Origin of the sequence: Streptomyces violens (assembly GCF_000717745.1) — a bacterium.
GTDB lineage: Bacteria > Actinomycetota > Actinomycetes > Streptomycetales > Streptomycetaceae > Streptomyces > Streptomyces violens.
Genome location: NZ_JOBH01000010.1, coordinates 207,881 through 225,739 on the forward strand (window position 1 = coordinate 207,881; position 17,859 = coordinate 225,739).

At 68.9% G+C, this 17,859-nt stretch carries 15 protein-coding genes and 1 tRNA gene; 5 read left to right on the forward strand and 11 right to left on the reverse strand.

Annotated elements, in window-relative coordinates; genetic code table 11:
- Window positions 1-21 precede the first annotated feature (21 nt).
- From IF04_RS0120170 to dnaA, 11 genes are all read right to left on the reverse strand, one after another.
- Window positions 22-1,449 carry a hypothetical protein gene (locus tag IF04_RS0120170; protein ID WP_030259406.1) on the reverse strand — a complete coding sequence of 476 codons (1,428 nt, stop codon included), beginning with the start codon at window positions 1,447-1,449 and terminating at the stop codon, window positions 22-24.
- A gap of 236 nt (window positions 1,450-1,685) precedes the next feature.
- On the reverse strand, window positions 1,686-1,820 hold the full coding sequence (locus IF04_RS39315; protein WP_003958712.1) for a DLW-39 family protein: 135 nt from the start codon (window positions 1,818-1,820) through the stop codon (window positions 1,686-1,688).
- 157 nt (window positions 1,821-1,977) lie between these two features.
- Window positions 1,978-2,051: transfer RNA gene (locus IF04_RS0120180), tRNA-Ile, on the reverse strand.
- A gap of 113 nt (window positions 2,052-2,164) precedes the next feature.
- Window positions 2,165-2,839 (reverse strand): DUF3566 domain-containing protein, encoded by a 675-nt coding sequence (locus tag IF04_RS0120185; protein ID WP_078600516.1) that lies wholly within the window; start codon window positions 2,837-2,839, stop codon window positions 2,165-2,167.
- A 15-nt stretch (window positions 2,840-2,854) separates the two neighbouring features.
- Window positions 2,855-5,479, reverse strand: a complete 2,625-nt coding sequence (gyrA, locus tag IF04_RS0120190) for a DNA gyrase subunit A (RefSeq protein ID WP_030259412.1) — start codon at window positions 5,477-5,479, stop codon at window positions 2,855-2,857.
- A gap of 49 nt (window positions 5,480-5,528) precedes the next feature.
- Window positions 5,529-7,559, reverse strand: a complete 2,031-nt coding sequence (gyrB, locus tag IF04_RS0120195) for a DNA topoisomerase (ATP-hydrolyzing) subunit B (protein ID WP_030259416.1) — start codon at window positions 7,557-7,559, stop codon at window positions 5,529-5,531.
- 444 nt (window positions 7,560-8,003) lie between these two features.
- On the reverse strand, window positions 8,004-8,561 hold the full coding sequence (locus IF04_RS0120200) for a DciA family protein (protein WP_030259421.1): 558 nt from the start codon (window positions 8,559-8,561) through the stop codon (window positions 8,004-8,006).
- The gene (recF, locus tag IF04_RS0120205) at window positions 8,562-9,695 is read right to left on the reverse strand and encodes a DNA replication/repair protein RecF (RefSeq protein ID WP_030259424.1); all 1,134 of its coding nucleotides are present in this window, start codon (window positions 9,693-9,695) and stop codon (window positions 8,562-8,564) included.
- 67 nt (window positions 9,696-9,762) lie between these two features.
- On the reverse strand, window positions 9,763-10,641 hold the full coding sequence (gene gnd / locus IF04_RS0120210) for a phosphogluconate dehydrogenase (NAD(+)-dependent, decarboxylating) (RefSeq protein ID WP_030259427.1): 879 nt from the start codon (window positions 10,639-10,641) through the stop codon (window positions 9,763-9,765).
- 209 nt (window positions 10,642-10,850) lie between these two features.
- Complete coding sequence (dnaN, locus tag IF04_RS0120215; RefSeq protein WP_030259430.1) at window positions 10,851-11,981, reverse strand: DNA polymerase III subunit beta; 1,131 nt, start codon at window positions 11,979-11,981, stop codon at window positions 10,851-10,853.
- A gap of 912 nt (window positions 11,982-12,893) precedes the next feature.
- Window positions 12,894-14,918 (reverse strand): chromosomal replication initiator protein DnaA, encoded by a 2,025-nt coding sequence (gene dnaA / locus IF04_RS0120220; RefSeq protein WP_078600518.1) that lies wholly within the window; start codon window positions 14,916-14,918, stop codon window positions 12,894-12,896.
- Between the two features lie 356 nt (window positions 14,919-15,274).
- Between dnaA and rpmH the strand changes: the two genes are divergently transcribed.
- Genes rpmH through IF04_RS0120240 form a run of 5 tightly spaced genes read left to right on the forward strand, consistent with a single transcriptional unit; the run spans window position 15,275 to window position 17,847 of the window.
- Window positions 15,275-15,412 (forward strand): 50S ribosomal protein L34, encoded by a 138-nt coding sequence (gene rpmH, locus IF04_RS0120225; RefSeq protein ID WP_003949374.1) that lies wholly within the window; start codon window positions 15,275-15,277, stop codon window positions 15,410-15,412.
- 24 nt (window positions 15,413-15,436) lie between these two features.
- Window positions 15,437-15,829, forward strand: coding sequence for a ribonuclease P protein component (gene rnpA / locus IF04_RS37605; RefSeq protein ID WP_078600520.1), 393 nt, complete (start codon window positions 15,437-15,439; stop codon window positions 15,827-15,829).
- On the forward strand, window positions 15,826-16,146 hold the full coding sequence (gene yidD, locus IF04_RS0120230) for a membrane protein insertion efficiency factor YidD (RefSeq protein ID WP_030259434.1): 321 nt from the start codon (window positions 15,826-15,828) through the stop codon (window positions 16,144-16,146). Before rnpA ends, yidD begins: the two co-directional genes overlap by 4 nt.
- Before the next feature lie 3 nt (window positions 16,147-16,149).
- Window positions 16,150-17,328 carry a membrane protein insertase YidC gene (gene yidC, locus IF04_RS0120235; protein WP_030259436.1) on the forward strand — a complete coding sequence of 393 codons (1,179 nt, stop codon included), beginning with the start codon at window positions 16,150-16,152 and terminating at the stop codon, window positions 17,326-17,328.
- A 12-nt stretch (window positions 17,329-17,340) separates the two neighbouring features.
- A complete protein-coding gene (locus tag IF04_RS0120240; protein WP_030259438.1) occupies window positions 17,341-17,847 on the forward strand; it encodes a Jag family protein in 507 nt (168 codons plus the stop codon).
- Window positions 17,848-17,859: the final 12 nt, after the last annotated feature.

The following is a 17,859-nucleotide window of genomic DNA, read 5'->3' on the forward strand; positions in this document are numbered from 1 at the left end:
CCGCACGAACTCCTGGACCGGTCAGCCCTGCCGCGACCGGCTTCCGGGCCCCTGTCCGGTGCCCTGAGCGCCGTTCTGAGCGCCGTACGCCCGCTGTCCGGGCACCGGTACTCCCTGTCCCCCCGGCGCGCCCGCAGCGGGCCCCGTGGCCGCCGCGGTGATCGCCGCCCTGCGCCGCGCCGTCACCGTCCACACCCCGAGTCCGACGAGCAGCGCCGCACCGACGCCGATGCCCGCGTACCCGACCGTCCGCAGATGACCGTTGCGCTCCGCCTCGGTCGCCGCGCGGCCCGTCGCCGCCAGGTTCCGGTCGTCGGACGTGACGGCGAAGTCGGCCGCCGGCTCCGCGTACTGGGGGCCCGGCTTCGGCGCACCCTTGAGGCCCACCCGGAGCGTGAGGTCCGCGCCCTTCTTGAAGAACTGCGCGGCATCCGGGTTGAGCGACACCTCCAGGTAGTACCAGCCCGCGAAGCGCATCGGGCTGACGGCGTCGTCGTCACTGAAGCGGTTGCCGTAGTCCACCGGCGCGGTGAACAGCCGCACCGCCGTCTGCTTGCCCTCGTACGCCTTGAAGCTCTCGTCGCTGACCAGGCCGCGTGCCGGGTTGTACGCGGTCAGGCCGAGCGCCTCCGGGACGAACGAGGAGATCCCCGTGCCCGGTTTCCGCGCGGTGCTGGACAGTTCGGCGCTGACGTTCAGCTGCTGCCCCCAGTCCACCGGCACCCGGTAGAAGCGGGTCTCGCCGGGCCTGATGCGGTCCTGCCACTGCCCCTCGCCCACAGAAGCGGCGTCGTTGAAGCCGGTGCCGCCCGCGACGGACTTCCGCGCGCCCTCCGTGGGCGGCGGTGGCGTGGCACTGCTCCAACTGCCCTTACCGGGTTCGGCGGGCGGCGCACCCGTAAGGCCGGGCTCCGTCATGTAGTGCAGCTCGACCGGCCAGCTGTCAGGACCCGAGGTGGCTTCCCCCGGGCGTTCGACCACCACGTAGTACGGGCCCGCCTGTTGACACTCCGACAGGTCGCTGCCGATGCGGCGGCTGGCGTAATCGGCGATCGGATAGGCGGTCTTGCCGCCGTGGAACCGCACGTCACCGTCCGGGCCGCAGGTCGTCCCGTTGCTGTCCTGCACGGAGACCGTCAGCCCGTCGGTGTAGTCCTCCACCTTCGTGTCCGGCGCCGGCGCGGCCACTGCCGACACGTAGGCGGTGGAACTGCCGTCCAGTTCGAGGGCGTAGAGCTTCTTCTCACCGCGCTCGAGGGAGTCGGTGTACGTACCGGGGACGATCTTCGGCGCGACTCCCGTGCTCGGCTTTCCGACGACGGGTTTGGCGTCCGTCGCGGGCGCATACGTGGGCGGCGCGTCCGCCGCGGCCACCCCCGGCAGCACCGCCAGCACACCGAGCGCCACCGGGCCGGCCAGTCCCCTCCTGATCGTCCGCCGCGTCACCACGTACTACCCCTCATCGTCCCGAGCCCCCGCCCATCCTGCCCCGCCGGCCGCGTCGCTGTCCGCCGCCCCGGTACACACTCACAGGATTTGCTAGCGCAACTTAGTAGTGTGCTACCGCAAACTCAAGGCGCAAGGCATCACAGTCCCGCAACGACCCCGGCAGACGCCACCGAACAGACGAAACCCCGGCCACCGCGCAGCGCGGCAACCGGGGTTTCGTACGTACGTGCTGGGGCTCACACGCCCGAACCTGCGGGCACGGAGTCGGTCGCCTCCGTCCACAGATCCTGCTCGGCGCGATCCGCCTGGATCTGGCGGTACACGAGGAGCCCGCCGATGGCGGCCAGTGCGACCAGGAGAAGCTTCTTCACCGCGCGACCTCGTCTTTCGTTGACGTAGGGGACCTTCGGGGGCCGATGATACACACCGGTCGATATCAATCGGTGACCTAGCCCGCCCCCAACTCGCCGGAAGCACAAACGGATCGGCCCGGGCGGAGAACTCTCCGTCCGGGCCGATCCTTGCCGGTGGGGCTAACAGGACTTGAACCTGTGGCCTCTTCCTTATCAGGGAAGCGCTCTAACCGTCTGAGCTATAGCCCCTGGCTTGGTGCCGCCTCGCTGGCTGCACCGAAAGATTAGCGCACTTCAGAGCCATGACCCAAATCGATGGCCGCCGGGGGTCCGAAAGGCCGCCGGCAGCCGCCCGCATCAGGTCATTCGTCCTCGGCCAGGGTCAGCTCCACGCCGCCCACGAAGCCCGCCGAGAGGTTGTAGATGAACGCGCCGAGCGTGGCCAGCGCCGTCGCCAGCACCACGTCGATCACCGCGATGACACCGGTGAACAGCAGCACCCGCGGCAGCGACAGGAACGACTCCAGGTCGAAACCGGAACCACCGTCGGAGCTGGTGGCCTCGCTGATCGTGCCGCCGACCGTGGTGAAGACGCCCATCGCGTCCATGACCATCCACAGCACCGACACCGCCACCAGCGTGCACAGCCCCAGCGCGATGGACAGCAGGAAGCTGACCTTCATGACCGACCACGGGTCGGCGCGGGCCACGCGCAGCCGGGCCTTGCGCGTACGCGGGGTCGTACGGACGCCCGGACGGGGCACGCGCACCCCCTGCTGGCCCCCGCCGGTCGCGTACGCCGACGGCGGACGGTACGGCTGGCCCTCGGCGCCCTGCGGGCGGGGCTCGGGCTGCGGCTGTGCCTCGGGCTGCGGCTGCCTGGTGTCGGTCACGGTTCCCCCCTCGGAGGCGGCTTCCTTACGGGGGCCGCCGTCAGCATCGGAGCCACGGGCGCTGTCCGTCACGGTCGCGGGCCCGGAGGACGAGCTCCGCCCGTCGCCCGATCCGCCCGCCTGCGCACCCGTGGCTCCACTCACGACCTACTCCTCGCGCTACTCCGCCGCGGGCTCCTCGCCCCCGGCCGCCGGGGCCTGGTCCTGCGCCGCGTCATCGGCCGGCTCGCCGTCCGCCAGCGCTTCGACCTCCTCGGCCTCGCGACCGGCCTCGGCGTTCCGAGCGATACCGACGACGGCATCGCGCTTGCCCAGGTTGATCAGTTGGACGCCCATGGTGTCACGGCCCGTCTCCCTGACCTCGTCGACCCGCGTGCGGATCACCCCACCGCCGAGGGTGATCGCGAGGATCTCGTCGCTCGCCTCGACCACCAGCGCGCCGACCAGCTCACCCCGATCCTCCACGATCTTGGCGGCCTTGATACCGAGGCCACCGCGGCCCTGGACGCGGTACTCGTCGACGTTCGTGCGCTTCGCGTACCCACCGTCGGTGGCGGTGAAAACGAAGGTGTTCGCCCGCACCACGTTCATCGAGAGGAGCTCGTCGCCTTCGCGGAAGCTCATGCCCTTGACGCCGGAGGTCGCACGGCCCATCGGGCGCAGCGCGTCATCCGTTGCGGTGAAGCGGATCGACTGTGCCTTCTTGGAGATCAGCAGCAGGTCGTCCTCGCCGGAGACCAGCTCGGCGCCGATCAGCTCGTCGTCCGAGCCGTCCTCCTGCTCGCGCAGGTTGATGGCGATGACACCGCCGGAGCGCGGCGAGTCGTAGTCCTTCAGCGGCGTCTTCTTCACCAGACCGGCCTTGGTGGCCAGGACCAGGTACGGCGCCGCCTCGTAGTCGCGGATCGCCAGGATCTGCGCGATCTGCTCGTCCGGCTGGAAGGCGAGGAGGTTCGCGACGTGCTGGCCGCGCGCGTCCCGGCCCGCGTCCGGCAGCTCGTACGCCTTGGCGCGGTAGACCCGGCCCTTGTTCGTGAAGAACAGCAGCCAGTGGTGGGTGGTGGACACGAAGAAGTGGTCGACGATGTCGTCTTCCTTGAGCTTCGTGCCGCGGACGCCCTTGCCGCCGCGCTTCTGCGAGCGGTAGTCGTCGGTCTTGGTCCGCTTCACATAGCCGCCACGGGTGATCGTGACGACGATGTCCTCCTCGGCGATCAGGTCCTCGATGGACATGTCGCCCTCGAAGGGCACCAGCTTGGAGCGGCGGTCGTCGCCGTACTTGTCGACGAGCGCGGTCAGCTCGTCGCTGACGATCCCGCGCTGCTTCTCGGGGGAGGCCAGGATCGCGTTGTACTCGCGGATCTTCGCTTCCAGCTCGTCGTGCTCGGCGGTGATCTTCTGCCGCTCCAGGGCCGCCAGGCGCCGCAGCTGCATCTCCAGGATCGCGTTCGCCTGGATCTCGTCGATCTCCAGCAGGCCCATCAGGCCGCCGCGCGCGTCCTCGACCGTCTGGCTGCGCCGGATCAGCGCGATGACCTCGTCGATGGCGTCCAGGGCCTTGAGCAGACCGCGCAGGATGTGCGCCCGCTCCTCGGCCTTGCGCAGCCGGAACTTCGTCCGGCGGACGATGACCTCGATCTGGTGCGTCACCCAGTGGCGGATGAACGCGTCCAGGGACAGCGTGCGCGGCACGCCGTCGACCAGCGCCAGCATGTTGGCGCCGAAGTTCGTCTGCAGGTCGGTGTGCTTGTACAGGTTGTTCAGGACGACCTTGGCGACGGCGTCCCGCTTGAGCACGATGACCAGGCGCTGGCCGGTCCGCGAGGAGGTCTCGTCGCGGACGTCGGCGATGCCGCCGACCCGGCCGTCCTTCACCAGGTCGGCGATCTTCTGCGCGAGGTTGTCGGGGTTGACCTGGTACGGAAGCTCCGTGACCACCAGGCACTGGCGGTTGTGGATCTCCTCGACCTCGACGACCGCGCGCATCGTGATGGAGCCACGGCCGGTGCGGTACGCCTCCTCGATGCCCTTGCGGCCCACCACCAGCGCGCCGGTGGGGAAGTCCGGGCCCTTGATCCGCTCGATCAGGGCGTCCAGCAGCTCCTCGTTGGAGGCTTCCGGGTGCTCCAGCGCCCACTGCGCGCCGGCCGCGACCTCGCGGAGGTTGTGCGGCGGGATGTTGGTCGCCATGCCGACCGCGATGCCGGCCGAGCCGTTGATCAGCAGGTTCGGGAAGCGCGACGGCAGGACCGTCGGCTCCTGGTTACGGCCGTCGTAGTTGTCCTGGAAGTCGACGGTCTCCTCGTCGATGTCCCGGAGCATCTCCATCGACAGCGGCGCCATCTTGCACTCGGTGTACCGCATGGCCGCGGCCGGGTCGTTGCCCGGAGAACCGAAGTTGCCGTTGGAGTCCACCAGCGGCATCCGCATCGACCACGGCTGCGCGAGGCGGACCAGCGCGTCGTAGATCGAGGAGTCGCCGTGCGGGTGGTACGTACCCATGACGTCGCCGACGACGCGGGCGCACTTGTAGAAGCCCTTCTCGGGGCGGTACCCGCCGTCGTACATCGCGTACAGGACGCGGCGGTGCACCGGCTTCAGGCCGTCCCGCACGTCGGGCAGGGCACGCGAGACGATGACGGACATCGCGTAGTCGAGGTACGAGCGCTGCATCTCGGTCTCGAGCCCGACGGGCTCGACACGCATGCCCACGCCTTCGATGGCGGCGGGCGCGCCCTCGGCGGTCACGCCGTCCGGGGTCACGGGGGGATTCTCGTCGGCCATTGCTGTTCAAAGTCCTTTCGAGCTGCGGCTGTTGTTCGGGCCGACGGGCTCAGATGTCGAGGAAGCGGACGTCCTTGGCGTTGCGCTGGATGAACGAGCGACGTGCTTCGACGTCCTCGCCCATGAGCACGGAGAACAGGTCGTCCGCGCGGGCCGCGTCGTCCAGCGACACCTGGCCGAGCACCCGGTGGTCGGTGTCCATGGTCGTCACGCGCAGCTCTTCGGCGTTCATCTCACCCAGACCCTTGAAGCGCTGGACCGAGTCGTCCTTGATGCGCTTGCCGGACCGCTTGCCCAGCTCGATCAGGGCGTCGCGCTCGCGGTCGGAGTAGGCGTACTCGAAGTCGTCCCGGCCCCACTTGATCTTGTACAGCGGCGGGCGGGAGAGGTACACGTGCCCGGCCTCGACCAGCGGCCGCATGAAGCGGAACAGGAAGGTGAGGAGCAGGGTGTTGATGTGCTGGCCGTCGACGTCGGCGTCCGCCATCAGGATGATCTTGTGATAGCGGAGCTTCTCGATGTCGAAGTCCTCGTGGACCCCGGTGCCGAAGGCCGAGATCAGCGCCTGGACTTCCTGGTTCTGCAGGATCTTGTCGACCCTGGCCTTCTCGACGTTCAGGATCTTGCCGCGGATCGGGAGGATCGCCTGGTACTCCGGGTTACGGCCGGACTTGGCCGAGCCGCCGGCGGAGTCACCCTCGACGATGAAGATCTCGCACTTGGTCGGGTCGTTGGACTGGCAGTCGCTCAGCTTGCCCGGCAGCGACGCGGTCTCCAGCAAGCCCTTGCGGCGGGTCAGGTCGCGCGCCTTGCGGGCGGCGACGCGGGCTGTCGCGGCCTGGATGCCCTTGCGGATGATGTCCGCGGCCTCGTTGGGGTTCCGGTCCAGCCAGTCCGTGAGGTGCTCGTGCACGACCTTCTGGACGAAGGTCTTCGCTTCGGTGTTGCCCAGCTTGGTCTTGGTCTGGCCCTCGAACTGGGGCTCACCGAGCTTGACGGAGATGATCGCCGTCAGACCCTCGCGGATGTCCTCACCCGTGAGGTTGTCGTCCTTCTCGCGCAGCAGCTTGCGGTCGCGCGCGTACCGGTTGATCAGACCCGTCAGCGCGGCGCGGAAGCCCTCTTCGTGCGTACCGCCCTCGTGGGTGTGGATGGTGTTCGCGAAGCTGTAGACACCCTCGGTGTACTGGGTGTTCCACTGCATCGCGATCTCCACCGAGAGCATCCGCTCCTTGTCCTCGGCCTCGATGTCGATGACCGTGGGGTGGACCGTCTCGCCCTTGCGGGAGTTCAGGTACTTCACGAAGTCGACGAGGCCGCCTTCGTAGTGGTACTTGACCGTGAGCGGCTTGCCCTCCTCGTCGACGTGCGCCTCGCGCTCGTCGGTGAGCTGGATCGTCAGCCCCTTGTTGAGGAAGGCCATCTCCTGGAAGCGCCGGGACAGCGTCTCGAAGCTGTACTCGGTCGTCTCGAAGATCTCACCGTCGGCCCAGAACGTGACCGTCGTGCCGGTCTCGTCCGTGGCCTCGTTGCGCGCCAGCGGGGCGGTCGGCACGCCCTGCTTGTAGTCCTGCGTCCAGCGGTAGCCGTCCCGCTTGACCTCGACGGAGACCCGCTGGGACAGGGCGTTCACGACGGAGACGCCCACGCCGTGCAGACCACCGGAGACCGCGTAACCGCCGCCGCCGAACTTGCCGCCCGCGTGCAGCACCGTCAGCACGACCTCGACGGCCGGCTTCTTCTCGGAGGGCACGATGTCGACGGGGATACCGCGACCGTTGTCGATCACCCGGACGCCGCCGTCGGGCAGGATCGTGACGTCGATGGTGTCCGCGTGTCCGGCCATCGCCTCGTCGACGGAGTTGTCGACGACCTCCTGGACGAGGTGGTGCAGACCACGCTCGCCGGTGGAGCCGATGTACATACCCGGTCGCTTGCGAACCGCGTCCAAGCCCTCAAGGACAGTGATCGCACTGGCGTCGTACGACTTCTCTTCCGAGGAGCCGCCACTGGCGACGGCAGGAACCCCCTCTTCGGTAGAAGCCGTGATGTTCTCGTTGAGGTCGCCGGAGTCGGCCACGAAGCGCCCTTTCTGGCACAGGCACGAGCCTTCTCCTGCCGCCGGCGGGAAGACCCCGTGCCGGTCAGGAGCGGCTGCGTCGTTCGACATGTTCCGCGAGTGGGCGGGATTGCTACCAGTCTACCGGTAGCGCCGACACTCATGGGGGTTTGCGGGCGCCTGAGTCCTCACGTGCCGCCCTGAACTGGCATCCACCGACTCCCCATATGCGAGACGGGCCCCCAGGACGCTCACACCGGCACTCAGCGCTTCGGGCTGTCAACCTCCGACTACGGTGAGCGGAGTCTCATGCGTCACATCAGAACATCCGAGGCATGTCGCCCGTACGGACACCCGCCACAGGGGCGGTTTCACGTGAAACGGAACGGAGACGCGGTTTCACGTGAAACATAAGGCCGAGACGGTTTCACGTGAAACGGAAGGCTTCGGCCCCGCGTGTACGGATCAGCCGTACGTGTCGCCCGGTCCCTTGCTCCCCGGAGCCCGCAGCGAGCCGTACCGGCGGGGCGGTCCACCCGGCCCCAGTACCTTGATGATCTTTACCGAGCCATGACCCAGGTCCTCGTTCAGCCGCGCCACCAGCGTCGGCGCCAGCAGCCGCAGCTGCGTCGCCCACGCCGTCGAGTCGCACTGCACCGTCAGCACCCGGGCGTCCTCGTCGTACTTCTGCGGCTCACAGTGCTGCGCCACCTCGGCACCGACGAGCTGGGGCCAGCGCCCCATCACCCCGCCGACGGCGGCCGGCGTCTCCCAGCCACGCTCGGTGATCAGCCGGTTGATCGCCGCACCCAGCGGCAGCGGGTCCCGGCCGTCGGCGCGCGCGCCGGAACGGAGCCCGCCCCCGCGCCTGGCCTGCTTCTTCTGCTGCGCTGCCGCGCCCCGGGCCCGCGCCTGCTCCTTCGCGGCCACCAGCGCCTGCCGCGCCAGATCGACACCGGACAGCTCCGGCGGCTTCGGCTGCTCGGGTCCCGCAGGCTCCTGAGGACCGGACTGCTCACTCACTTACGACACCTTCTCCGCCGTGCCCTCGGAGACCGCGAACCGCGCCCCCGCCAGCACGCCCGGCACATCGTCGTCCACCGCCGCCGTCACCAGCACCTGCTCGCCCGGCGCCACCAGCTCGGCCAGCCGCTCCCGCCGCCGGGCATCCAGCTCGGCGAAGACGTCGTCCAGCACGAGGACCGGCTCGTTGCCCTCGGCCCTCAGCAGGTCGTACGAGGCCAGCCGCAGCGCCAGCGCGTACGACCAGGACTCGCCGTGGCTCGCGTACCCCTTCGCCGGCAGCCGCCCCAGCTTGAGGACCAGGTCGTCACGGTGCGGACCGACCAGCGTCACGCCCCGCTCGATCTCGTTCTTCCGCGCCTCGCCCAGCGCCTCCATGAGCAGCCCGTACAGCTCCTCACGGTTCGACGCCTCCGCCAGCCGCTCGCCCACCGACCCGCGGTACTCCAGCGCGACCGGCCCGCCGCCCGGCGCCAGCTGCTCGTACGCCTTGTCCGCCAGCGGCTGCAGCGTCGCGATCAGGTCAAGCCGCTGCGCCAGCAGCTCGGCCCCCGCACGCGCCAGATGCTGGTCCCACACGTCCAGCGTGGACAGATCCATCTTCCGGCCGCCGTGCCGGCGCGCCAGGGCCGCGCTCTTCAGCAAGGTGTTGCGCTGCTTCAGCACGCGGTCGTAGTCCGAGCGCACGCCCGCCATCCGCGGGGAGCGCGCCGTGATCAGCTCGTCCAGGAAGCGCCGCCGCTCGCCCGGATCGCCCTTGACCAGCGCCAGATCCTCCGGCGCGAACAGCACCGTTCGCACGATGCCGAGCACGTCACGCGGTCTGACCTGCGACGATCTATTGATCCTGGCCCGATTGGCCTTCCCGGGGTTCAGCTCCAGCTCGACCAGCTGCTGCCGCTCGCCCTGCACCACCTGCGCCCGGACGATCGCCCGCTCCGCTCCCATGCGGACCAGCGGCGCGTCGGAGGACACCCGGTGGCTGCCGAGGGTGGCGAGATAGCCGACCGCCTCGACGAGATTGGTCTTCCCCTGGCCGTTGGGCCCGACGAAGGCCGTGACGCCCGGGTCGAGCGGGACCTCGACCCGGGCGTACGAGCGGAAGTCGGCGAGCGACAGATGCGCGACATGCATGGGCGGCGCCGACCTCCCCCGGCGTAACACTGCTGCGGTGCCGGGGAAAACGCCCCAGCACCTGGGATTACTTCTTGTTCTCGACCGCGTGGCCACCGAACTGGTTGCGCAGCGCGGCGATCATCTTCATCTGCGGCGAGTCGTCCTGACGCGAGGCGAACCGCGCGAACAGCGAAGCGGTGATCGCCGGCAGCGGCACCGCGTTGTCGATCGCGGCCTCGACCGTCCAGCGGCCCTCACCGGAGTCGGCGGCGAAGCCCCGCAGCTTCTCCAGGTGCTCGTCGTCGTCCAGCGCGTTGACCGCCAGGTCCAGCAGCCAGGAACGGATGACCGTGCCCTCCTGCCAGGAGCGGAAGACCTCGCGCACGTCCGTGACGGAGTCGACCTTCTCCAGCAGCTCCCAGCCCTCGGCGTACGCCTGCATCATCGCGTACTCGATGCCGTTGTGGACCATCTTGGCGAAGTGGCCCGCGCCGACCTTGCCCGCGTGCACCGAGCCGAAGTCGCCCTCCGGCTTGAGCGCGTCGAAGATCGGCTGGACCTTCGCCACGTCCTCGGCGGCACCGCCGTACATCAGCGCGTAGCCGTTCTCCAGGCCCCACACGCCACCGGAGACGCCGCAGTCGACGAAGCCGATGCCCTTGGCGCGCAGCTCCTCGGCGTGCTTCTCGTCATCGGTCCAGCGGCTGTTGCCGCCGTCCACGACGATGTCGCCCTCGGACAGCAGCTCGCCCAGCTCATCGATGGTCGCCTGGGTGGCGGCGCCGGCCGGCACCATGACCCACACGACGCGCGGACCCTGCAGCGAGTCCACCAGCTCCTTGAGGCTGCCAACGTCAGCGAGGTCCGGATTGCGGTCGTAACCGATGACCGTGTGGCCTGCGCGGCGGATGCGCTCGCGCATGTTGCCGCCCATCTTGCCGAGACCGACGAGACCGAGCTCCATCAGAGACCCTCTTTGCACATAGTCGTTGCCCTTGTACCTGACCTAGGACGAGCCTACGCCCGAAGGGCCGTGCACAGCTGTGGGCTCAGCCGCTCATAAGCCGCAGGTCAACCGCGTCATCCGGGCGGCCGTACGGAGCGGGTCCGTACGGCCTTCCGGGCGTGTGCACAGCCTGTGGAGGCAGGGCCCCGGCCGAGGTGGAGCGGGCCTCAGCCCGACAGGCGCACCGGCATGATCAGGTACTTGTACGCGTCGTCCGCCTCGGCGTCTGCGGCCGGCTTGCCGCTCAGCAGCGCGGGCTTGGTCGACGTCGTGAACGACAGCTGCGCGACCGGGGAGTCGATCGCGGACAGACCCTCCAGCAGGAAGCCGGGGTTGAAGGCGATCGAGATGTCGTCGCCGTCCAGCTGGGCGTCGACGCGCTCCACAGCCTGTGCATCGTCGCTGGAGCCGGCCTCCAGGATCAGCACGCCCTGCTCGAAGCTGAGCCGCACCGGGGTGTTCCGCTCGGCCACCAGCGCCACACGCTTGACGGCCTCGACGAACGGGGCGGTCTCGATCACCGCGACGGAGTTGAACTCGGTCGGGAAGAGCGTGCGGTACTTCGGCAGGTCGCCCTCGAGGAGGCGGGTGGTCGTCCGCCGCCCGGCGCCCTCGAAACCGATCAGGCCCTCACCGGCGCCGGAGCCCGAGAGCGCCAGCGTGACCGTGTCACCGCTGCTCAGCGACTTGGCGGTGTCCAGCAGCGTCTTGGCGGGCACCAGCGCGACCGCGGAGGCGTCCGGGCTCTCCGGCTTCCACAGGAACTCGCGGACCGCGAAGCGGTAGCGGTCGGTCGAGGCGAGCGTGACGGTGTCGCCCTCGATCTCGATGCGGACACCGGTGAGCACCGGGAGGGTGTCGTCGCGGCCGGCGGCGATGGCGACCTGGGCGGCCGCGGAGGCGAAGACCTCACCGGGGACGGTGCCGGTGGCGGTGGGCATCTGGGGCAGTGCCGGGTACTCCTCCACAGGAAGGGTGTGGAGGGTGAAGCGCGAGGAGCCGCAGACGACGGTCACTCGTACACCGTCTGTGGAGATCTCCACCGGGCGGTTCGGCAGCGCACGGCAGATGTCGGCGAGCAGGCGGCCGGAGACGAGGACCGTGCCCTCCTCCTCGGTCTCCGCGTCCACCGAGACGCGTGCCGAGACCTCGTAGTCGAAGCCGGAGAGGCTCAGGGAGCCGTCCTCCGCCTTCAGCAGCAGGCCCGCGAGGACGGGCACCGGCGGACGGGCCGGGAGGCTCTTGGCCGCCCAGGCCACTGCCTCCGCGAGTACATCGCGCTCCACCCGGATCTTCACCGGAAACCGCCTCCTGCTGTTGCTGGCTCTTCGCCCTGCTGGCCTTCGTCGTCGGCTGGGTTGCCGGAGACCAGTCTGACGCACACCACCGACAGTCGGTGCGGCTCGGGGTCAAGTCGGGACGGGAGCTCCGAGAGGCCCGGTCCCCAAGTTGTGCACAGCACCCGATTCGAAACGAGTTCCCCGCTACATATCCGTGGTCGTAGTAGTAGGGGCTGTGGAAACCGTGGACAACCGGCTTTCCGCAGGTCAGCGCCCGTTTTTTGTCCACCGGGGGCTGTGGGTGCAGCCGTGGATAAGCCGGCGGTTCTGTGGACCGCCCGACTTTGTGCACACCTGATGCACAGGGGAGGCCGGTTTCTCCCCAGCGCCGTCCCCAGTTTTACCCAGGTTCCCCACAGCCCAACCCGGCACTTTGGTGTGACGGCTTTCACTCGACGCGGTGAGAGGGGGTGTTGCCTTGCCGAACAGTGGACAGCGGTGTGGACGAGGTGTGTACAACGCCGCTTTCCCTGTGGGCGGCCGGTGGACAGTCGCGTGCGCACGCTGTGGACGAGATCTTTGTCCACACCCTGTGGATGAAAGTTGTCCGCAAATCCACACCCTGCTGACCTGGGACGATGTGCTGGCGGGCGGCCCCCTTGTGGATGCTGTTGGGATAACTCTGCAGTCCCCAGGGTGTGGAAGGAAGATTCTCGCCCAATCTGTGGAGAGAGGCCGTGTCCTCGTCAGAAATCGAACAGAGCTGGGGAGTTCGGAGCCGGCCGGGAAGCTGGTTCCACAGCGTGGGGACGGCTCGGGACACCCGAGGGGCCTCCCGTACGGCCTTCTTGAGGGCCCCTCAACGGCGAAGGGCGCCCCGGGAGTTGTCCCGGAGCGCCCTGTGCGCGTCCGCGGCCGGCGCCGCCCGCGTCAGCCGTTCTTGATGCGGTTCGTCAGCTCGGTCACCTGGTTGTAGATGGAGCGGCGCTCCGCCATCAGCGCGCGGATCTTCCGGTCGGCGTGCATGACGGTCGTGTGGTCGCGGCCGCCGAAGTGGCCGCCGATCTTCGGCAGCGACAGATCGGTCAGCTCGCGGCACAGGTACATCGCGATCTGCCGCGCGGTCACCAGCACCCTGCTGCGTGAGGAGCCGCACAGGTCGTCCACCGTCAGCCCGAAGTAGTCCGCGGTGGCCGCCATGATCGCGGTCGCCGTGATCTCGGGCGCCGCGTCCTCGCCACCCGGGATCAGGTCCTTCAGCACGATCTCGGTGAGGCCGAGGTCCACCGGCTGCCGGTTGAGCGAGGCGAAGGCCGTGACCCGGATCAGCGCCCCCTCCAGCTCGCGGATGTTGCGCGAGATCCGGGAGGCGATGAACTCCAGTACCTCCGGCGGCGCGTTCAGCTGCTCCTGCACCGCCTTCTTACGGAGGATCGCGATACGGGTCTCCAGCTCGGGCGGCTGGACGTCCGTGATCAGGCCCCACTCGAAGCGGTTGCGCAGCCGGTCCTCCAGGGTCACCAGCTGCTTGGGTGGCCGGTCACTGGAGAGCACGATCTGCTTGTTCGCGTTGTGCAGCGTGTTGAACGTGTGGAAGAACTCCTCCTGCGTCGACTCCTTGCTCGCCAGGAACTGGATGTCGTCGACCAGCAGGATGTCCATGTCGCGGTAGCGCTTGCGGAACGCGTCCGCCTTGCCGTCGCGGATGGAGTTGATGAACTCGTTGGTGAACTCCTCCGAGCTCACGTATCTGACCCTGGTACCGGGGTACAGGCTGCGGGCGTAATGGCCGATCGCGTGCAGCAGGTGCGTCTTGCCGAGCCCGGACTCGCCGTAGATGAACAGCGGGTTGTACGCCTTGGCCGGGGCCTCGGCGACGGCGACCGCCGCCGCGTGCGCGAAGCGGTTCGAAGCGCCGATGACGAAGGTGTCGAAGAGGTACTTCGGGTTCAGCCGCGCGGTGGGCTCACCGGGGCCGGTCGCCGGCGCGGGCTGGGCCGCGAGCGGGCCGGGGGCGCCGCTGGGCGCGGGCAGGTTGCTGCCGGGGCCGGCGTGCCGTCCGGGGCCGCCCGGCTGGTGGCCGTCGGAGTCCCGGTGCTGCGGGGACTGCTCGTACGGAGAGCGCTGGTTGTCGCCGTGCTGCCCGGGGCCCGGACGGTCGGTGCCCTGCCGGCGGTAGTCGTCGGCGTTCTGCGAGCGGTAGTCGTCGGATTGTGACCGGTAGTCGTCGCTCTGCGACCGATAGTCGCCGGGTCCGGGGCGGCCGTGCTGCTGGAGATGCGACGGCGTGGCATAGGGGTCGCGCTCGGGGAAGCCGCCGAGTCGCTGCTGCTGCCAGCCGTAGTCGTCGTGCCTGCCGGAGTCGTCGCCCATGCCGGAGCGGCGGTCTTCGGAGTGCTGCGGCCAGGCGCCGGGCGCGGGCCGCGGCTGCGGGTGCTGCTGCTGGTACTCGGGGTAGGCGGGGCGCACGGTGGGCAGTTCGTCACCCTGGTGGCTGCCGTGCTGGCCGCCTCCGTGTCCAGCCTGCGGTCCCCCCTGGGGGCCGTTTTCGTGGCCGCCCTGGTGGCCGTTCTGCCTGCCGTAACCCTGGCGGCCGTCGTAGCTTTCGTACGCATCGTGCGAGAGCTGAGGCTGCTGCGAGGGGAGGTGCTGCTGGGGCGGCGCGGGGGGCTGCGGAGCCTCGGCGGTGTCGTCGACGGTGATCGCGATGCGGATCGGGCGGCCGCACTCATGGCTCAGCGCCTCGCCGATCAGCGGGGCGAGCCGGCCTTCCAGTACACCCTTCGCGAATTCGTTGGGTACGGCGAGCAGCGCGGTGTCGGCGACCAGGGCGAGCGGCTGGGTCCGCTTCAGCCAGTCCTGGTCCTTGGGCTTGAGGCTGTCGCTCTCCGCCCGGAGCAGGTGGTCGAGGACCCGCGGCCACACTGCGGCAAGATCTGCAGGGACGTCAGCCACAGAGCACGCTCTCTCACAGTCCCACGAATGTGTGATTCTCAGGACGGGCGGGAAGGAATCGGAGTTCAGCCACGGTAGTCAGCTGACCCACGCGTGTTCAAGTTGTTGTCCACAGGCTGTGCACAGCGTGTCCTGTCCTAGAGCCGGTTTGACCGGATGATGCAGCCGCGCGTACCGTGACCAGGTCGAGTTGTCGATGGCTGCTGCCGCCTGCCTCCGATGGGCAAAGATCGCGCCCAGCGATCGTGTAGCGGTGCACTCGGGCGTATGCGAGCTACTCGTGGGCGCACGGTGACAGCCAGTCGACGCCCCACACCTGTCTCGCAAGAGGCAACAATCTTTCCTGGAGCCCCCGAGTGAGCAAGCGCACCTTCCAGCCGAACAACCGTCGTCGCGCCAAGACCCACGGCTTCCGCCTGCGCATGCGCACGCGTGCCGGCCGCGCGATCCTCGCGTCCCGCCGTGGCAAGGGTCGCGCCCGCCTGTCGGCCTGACAGCCCGGCCTCTAGGTCCATGACGTGCTGCCTACCGAGAATCGGCTGAGGCGGCGCGAGGACTTCGCGACCGCGGTACGCCGGGGACGCAGGGCCGGGCGCCCGCTCCTTGTCGTCCATCTACGCAGCGGTGCAACGGACCCGCACGCAGCGGGGGAAATGGTTCCCCCGGCGCGTGCGGGTTTCGTCGTGAGCAAGGCCATCGGCAACGCTGTGGTTCGGAACAAGGTCCAGCGTCGGCTCCGTCACCTCGTGCGTGACCGCCTGGACCGGCTGCCCGCCGGTAGCCTGGTGGTTGTACGTGCGCTGCCCGGCGCGGGTGAGGCGGACTACGACGCGATTGCCCGTGATCTTGATGCCGCGCTGCAGCGCCTGCTGAGGACCCCCGGGCGGGACCCAGGAGGGGGCGCTCCGTGAAGTACCCGCTGCTGCTGTTGATCAAGTTGTACCAGTGGACCATCAGCCCCTTGCTGGGGCCGGTCTGCAAGTACTACCCGTCGTGTTCGCACTATGGCTACACGGCCATCGACCGGCACGGCGCGGTGAAAGGTACCGCGCTGACCGCCTGGCGCATCCTGCGCTGCAATCCGTGGTCGCTCGGCGGTGTCGACCATGTACCGCCCCGGAAGCACCCGGTCTGGCACCAGCGGCTGAGGAGCCGCCTGGGCGGGCCCACCGTCCATGTTGAGCCTGCCGCACAGCCCGAGACTCAGCCCAACGCCCAAGGAGCTTGATTCGTGGACACGATCCTGAATCCTCTCTATTACGCCGTTTCCTGGATCATCGTCCAGTTCCATTCGCTGTACAGCCTGGTCTTCGACAAGAACAGCGGCGCGGCGTGGGGCCTGTCCATCGTCTCGCTGGTGGTGCTGATCCGTATCTGCCTGATCCCGCTCTTCGTGAAGCAGATCAAGTCGACGCGGAACATGCAGGCGCTCCAGCCGAAGATGAAGGCGATCCAGGAGCGCTACAAGAGCGACAAGCAGCGCCAGTCCGAAGAGATGATGAAGCTCTACAAGGAGACGGGCACCAACCCGCTCTCGAGCTGTCTCCCGATCCTGGCCCAGTCGCCGTTCTTCATCGCGCTGTACCAGGTCCTGAATCACATCGCGAACAACCAGATCGTCGGTGTCATCAACCAGCCGCTGCTGGACAGCGCGAACAAGGCGCACATCTTCGGTGCCCCGCTGGCCGCGAAGTTCATGGACAGCGCGTCCAAGATCGAGAGGCTCGGCGCCTCCCTCACCGACGTCCGGGTCGTCACGGTCATCATGATCGTCCTGATGTCGGCGTCGCAGTTCTACACGCAGCGCCAGCTGATGACGAAGAACGTCGACCTCACGGTCAAGACGCCGTTCATGCAGCAGCAGAAGATGCTGATGTACGTCTTCCCGATCATGTTCGCCGTCTTCGGTATCAACTTCCCCGTCGGTGTCCTCGTGTACTGGCTGACCACCAACGTGTGGACCATGGGCCAGCAGATGTTCATCATCCGCCGTAACCCCACTCCGGGCAGCAAGGCATACACGGAGCGCCAGGAGCGGCTGCGTGCGAAGGGCAAGCTGAAGGAAGACCCGGCCGAGGTCGAGGCGAGGAAGGCCGTCGAGGAGGCGCGCCAGAACCGCCAGCAGCCGAAGCGGCAGAGCAAGTCCCAGCGGCAGACCGCGGCCCCGGCCGGCGGCGGTACGCAGACCCGCACCCGGGCCGGTGCGCAGGGCGGGCAGTCGGGCTCCACGGCCAAGGGCGGCGAGACGAAGCAGTCGCTGCAGAAGGACTCGGGCCAGAAGGCGGACGCCGCGAAGAAGTCCTCCGAGGGCGGCAAGCCCAAGGGCAGCTCGGCCTCCGGTTCCTCCCGTAACGCCAAGTCCGGACAGCGCAAGGGCCAGCAGCGGCCCAAGCACCCGTCCAAGAAGTAGAAGGAGTCTTTCGTGACGGACACGACCCCTGCCGCCGAGGGCACCGACACCCTGTCCCGGCTGGAGCAGGAGGGCGAGATCGCGGCCGACTACCTCGAGGGCCTGCTGGACATCGCGGATCTCGACGGCGACATCGACATGGACGTCGAGGCCGACCGTGCCGCGGTGTCGATCATCAGCGACTCCACCAGCCGCGACCTGCAGAAGCTGGTGGGCCGGGACGGCGAGGTGCTGGAGGCGCTCCAGGAGCTGACCCGGCTGGCGGTGCACCGGGAGACCGGCGACCGCAGCCGTCTGATGCTGGACATCGCCGGCTACCGCGCACGCAAGCGCGAGGAGCTCGCGGAGCTGGGTGCCAAGGCGGCTCAGGAGGCGAAGACCTCGGGCGAGCCGGTGAAGCTGAAGGCGATGACGCCGTTCGAGCGCAAGGTGGTGCACGACGCCGTCGCGGCGGCCGGGCTGCGCAGCGAGTCCGAGGGCGAGGAGCCCCAGCGCCGGGTCGTCGTGCTCCCGGCCTGATTCTCCGGCGCT

What these genes read in the sequence shown, in the direction of transcription:
- gyrA (WP_030259412.1), bottom strand. Translation starts at nt 5,479, where the DNA reads ATGGCCGACGAGAATCCCCCCGTGACCCCGGACGGCGTGACCGCCGAG.
- recF (WP_030259424.1), bottom strand. Translation starts at nt 9,695, where the DNA reads ATGCATGTCGCGCATCTGTCGCTCGCCGACTTCCGCTCGTACGCCCGG.
- gnd (WP_030259427.1), bottom strand. Translation starts at nt 10,641, where the DNA reads ATGGAGCTCGGTCTCGTCGGTCTCGGCAAGATGGGCGGCAACATGCGC.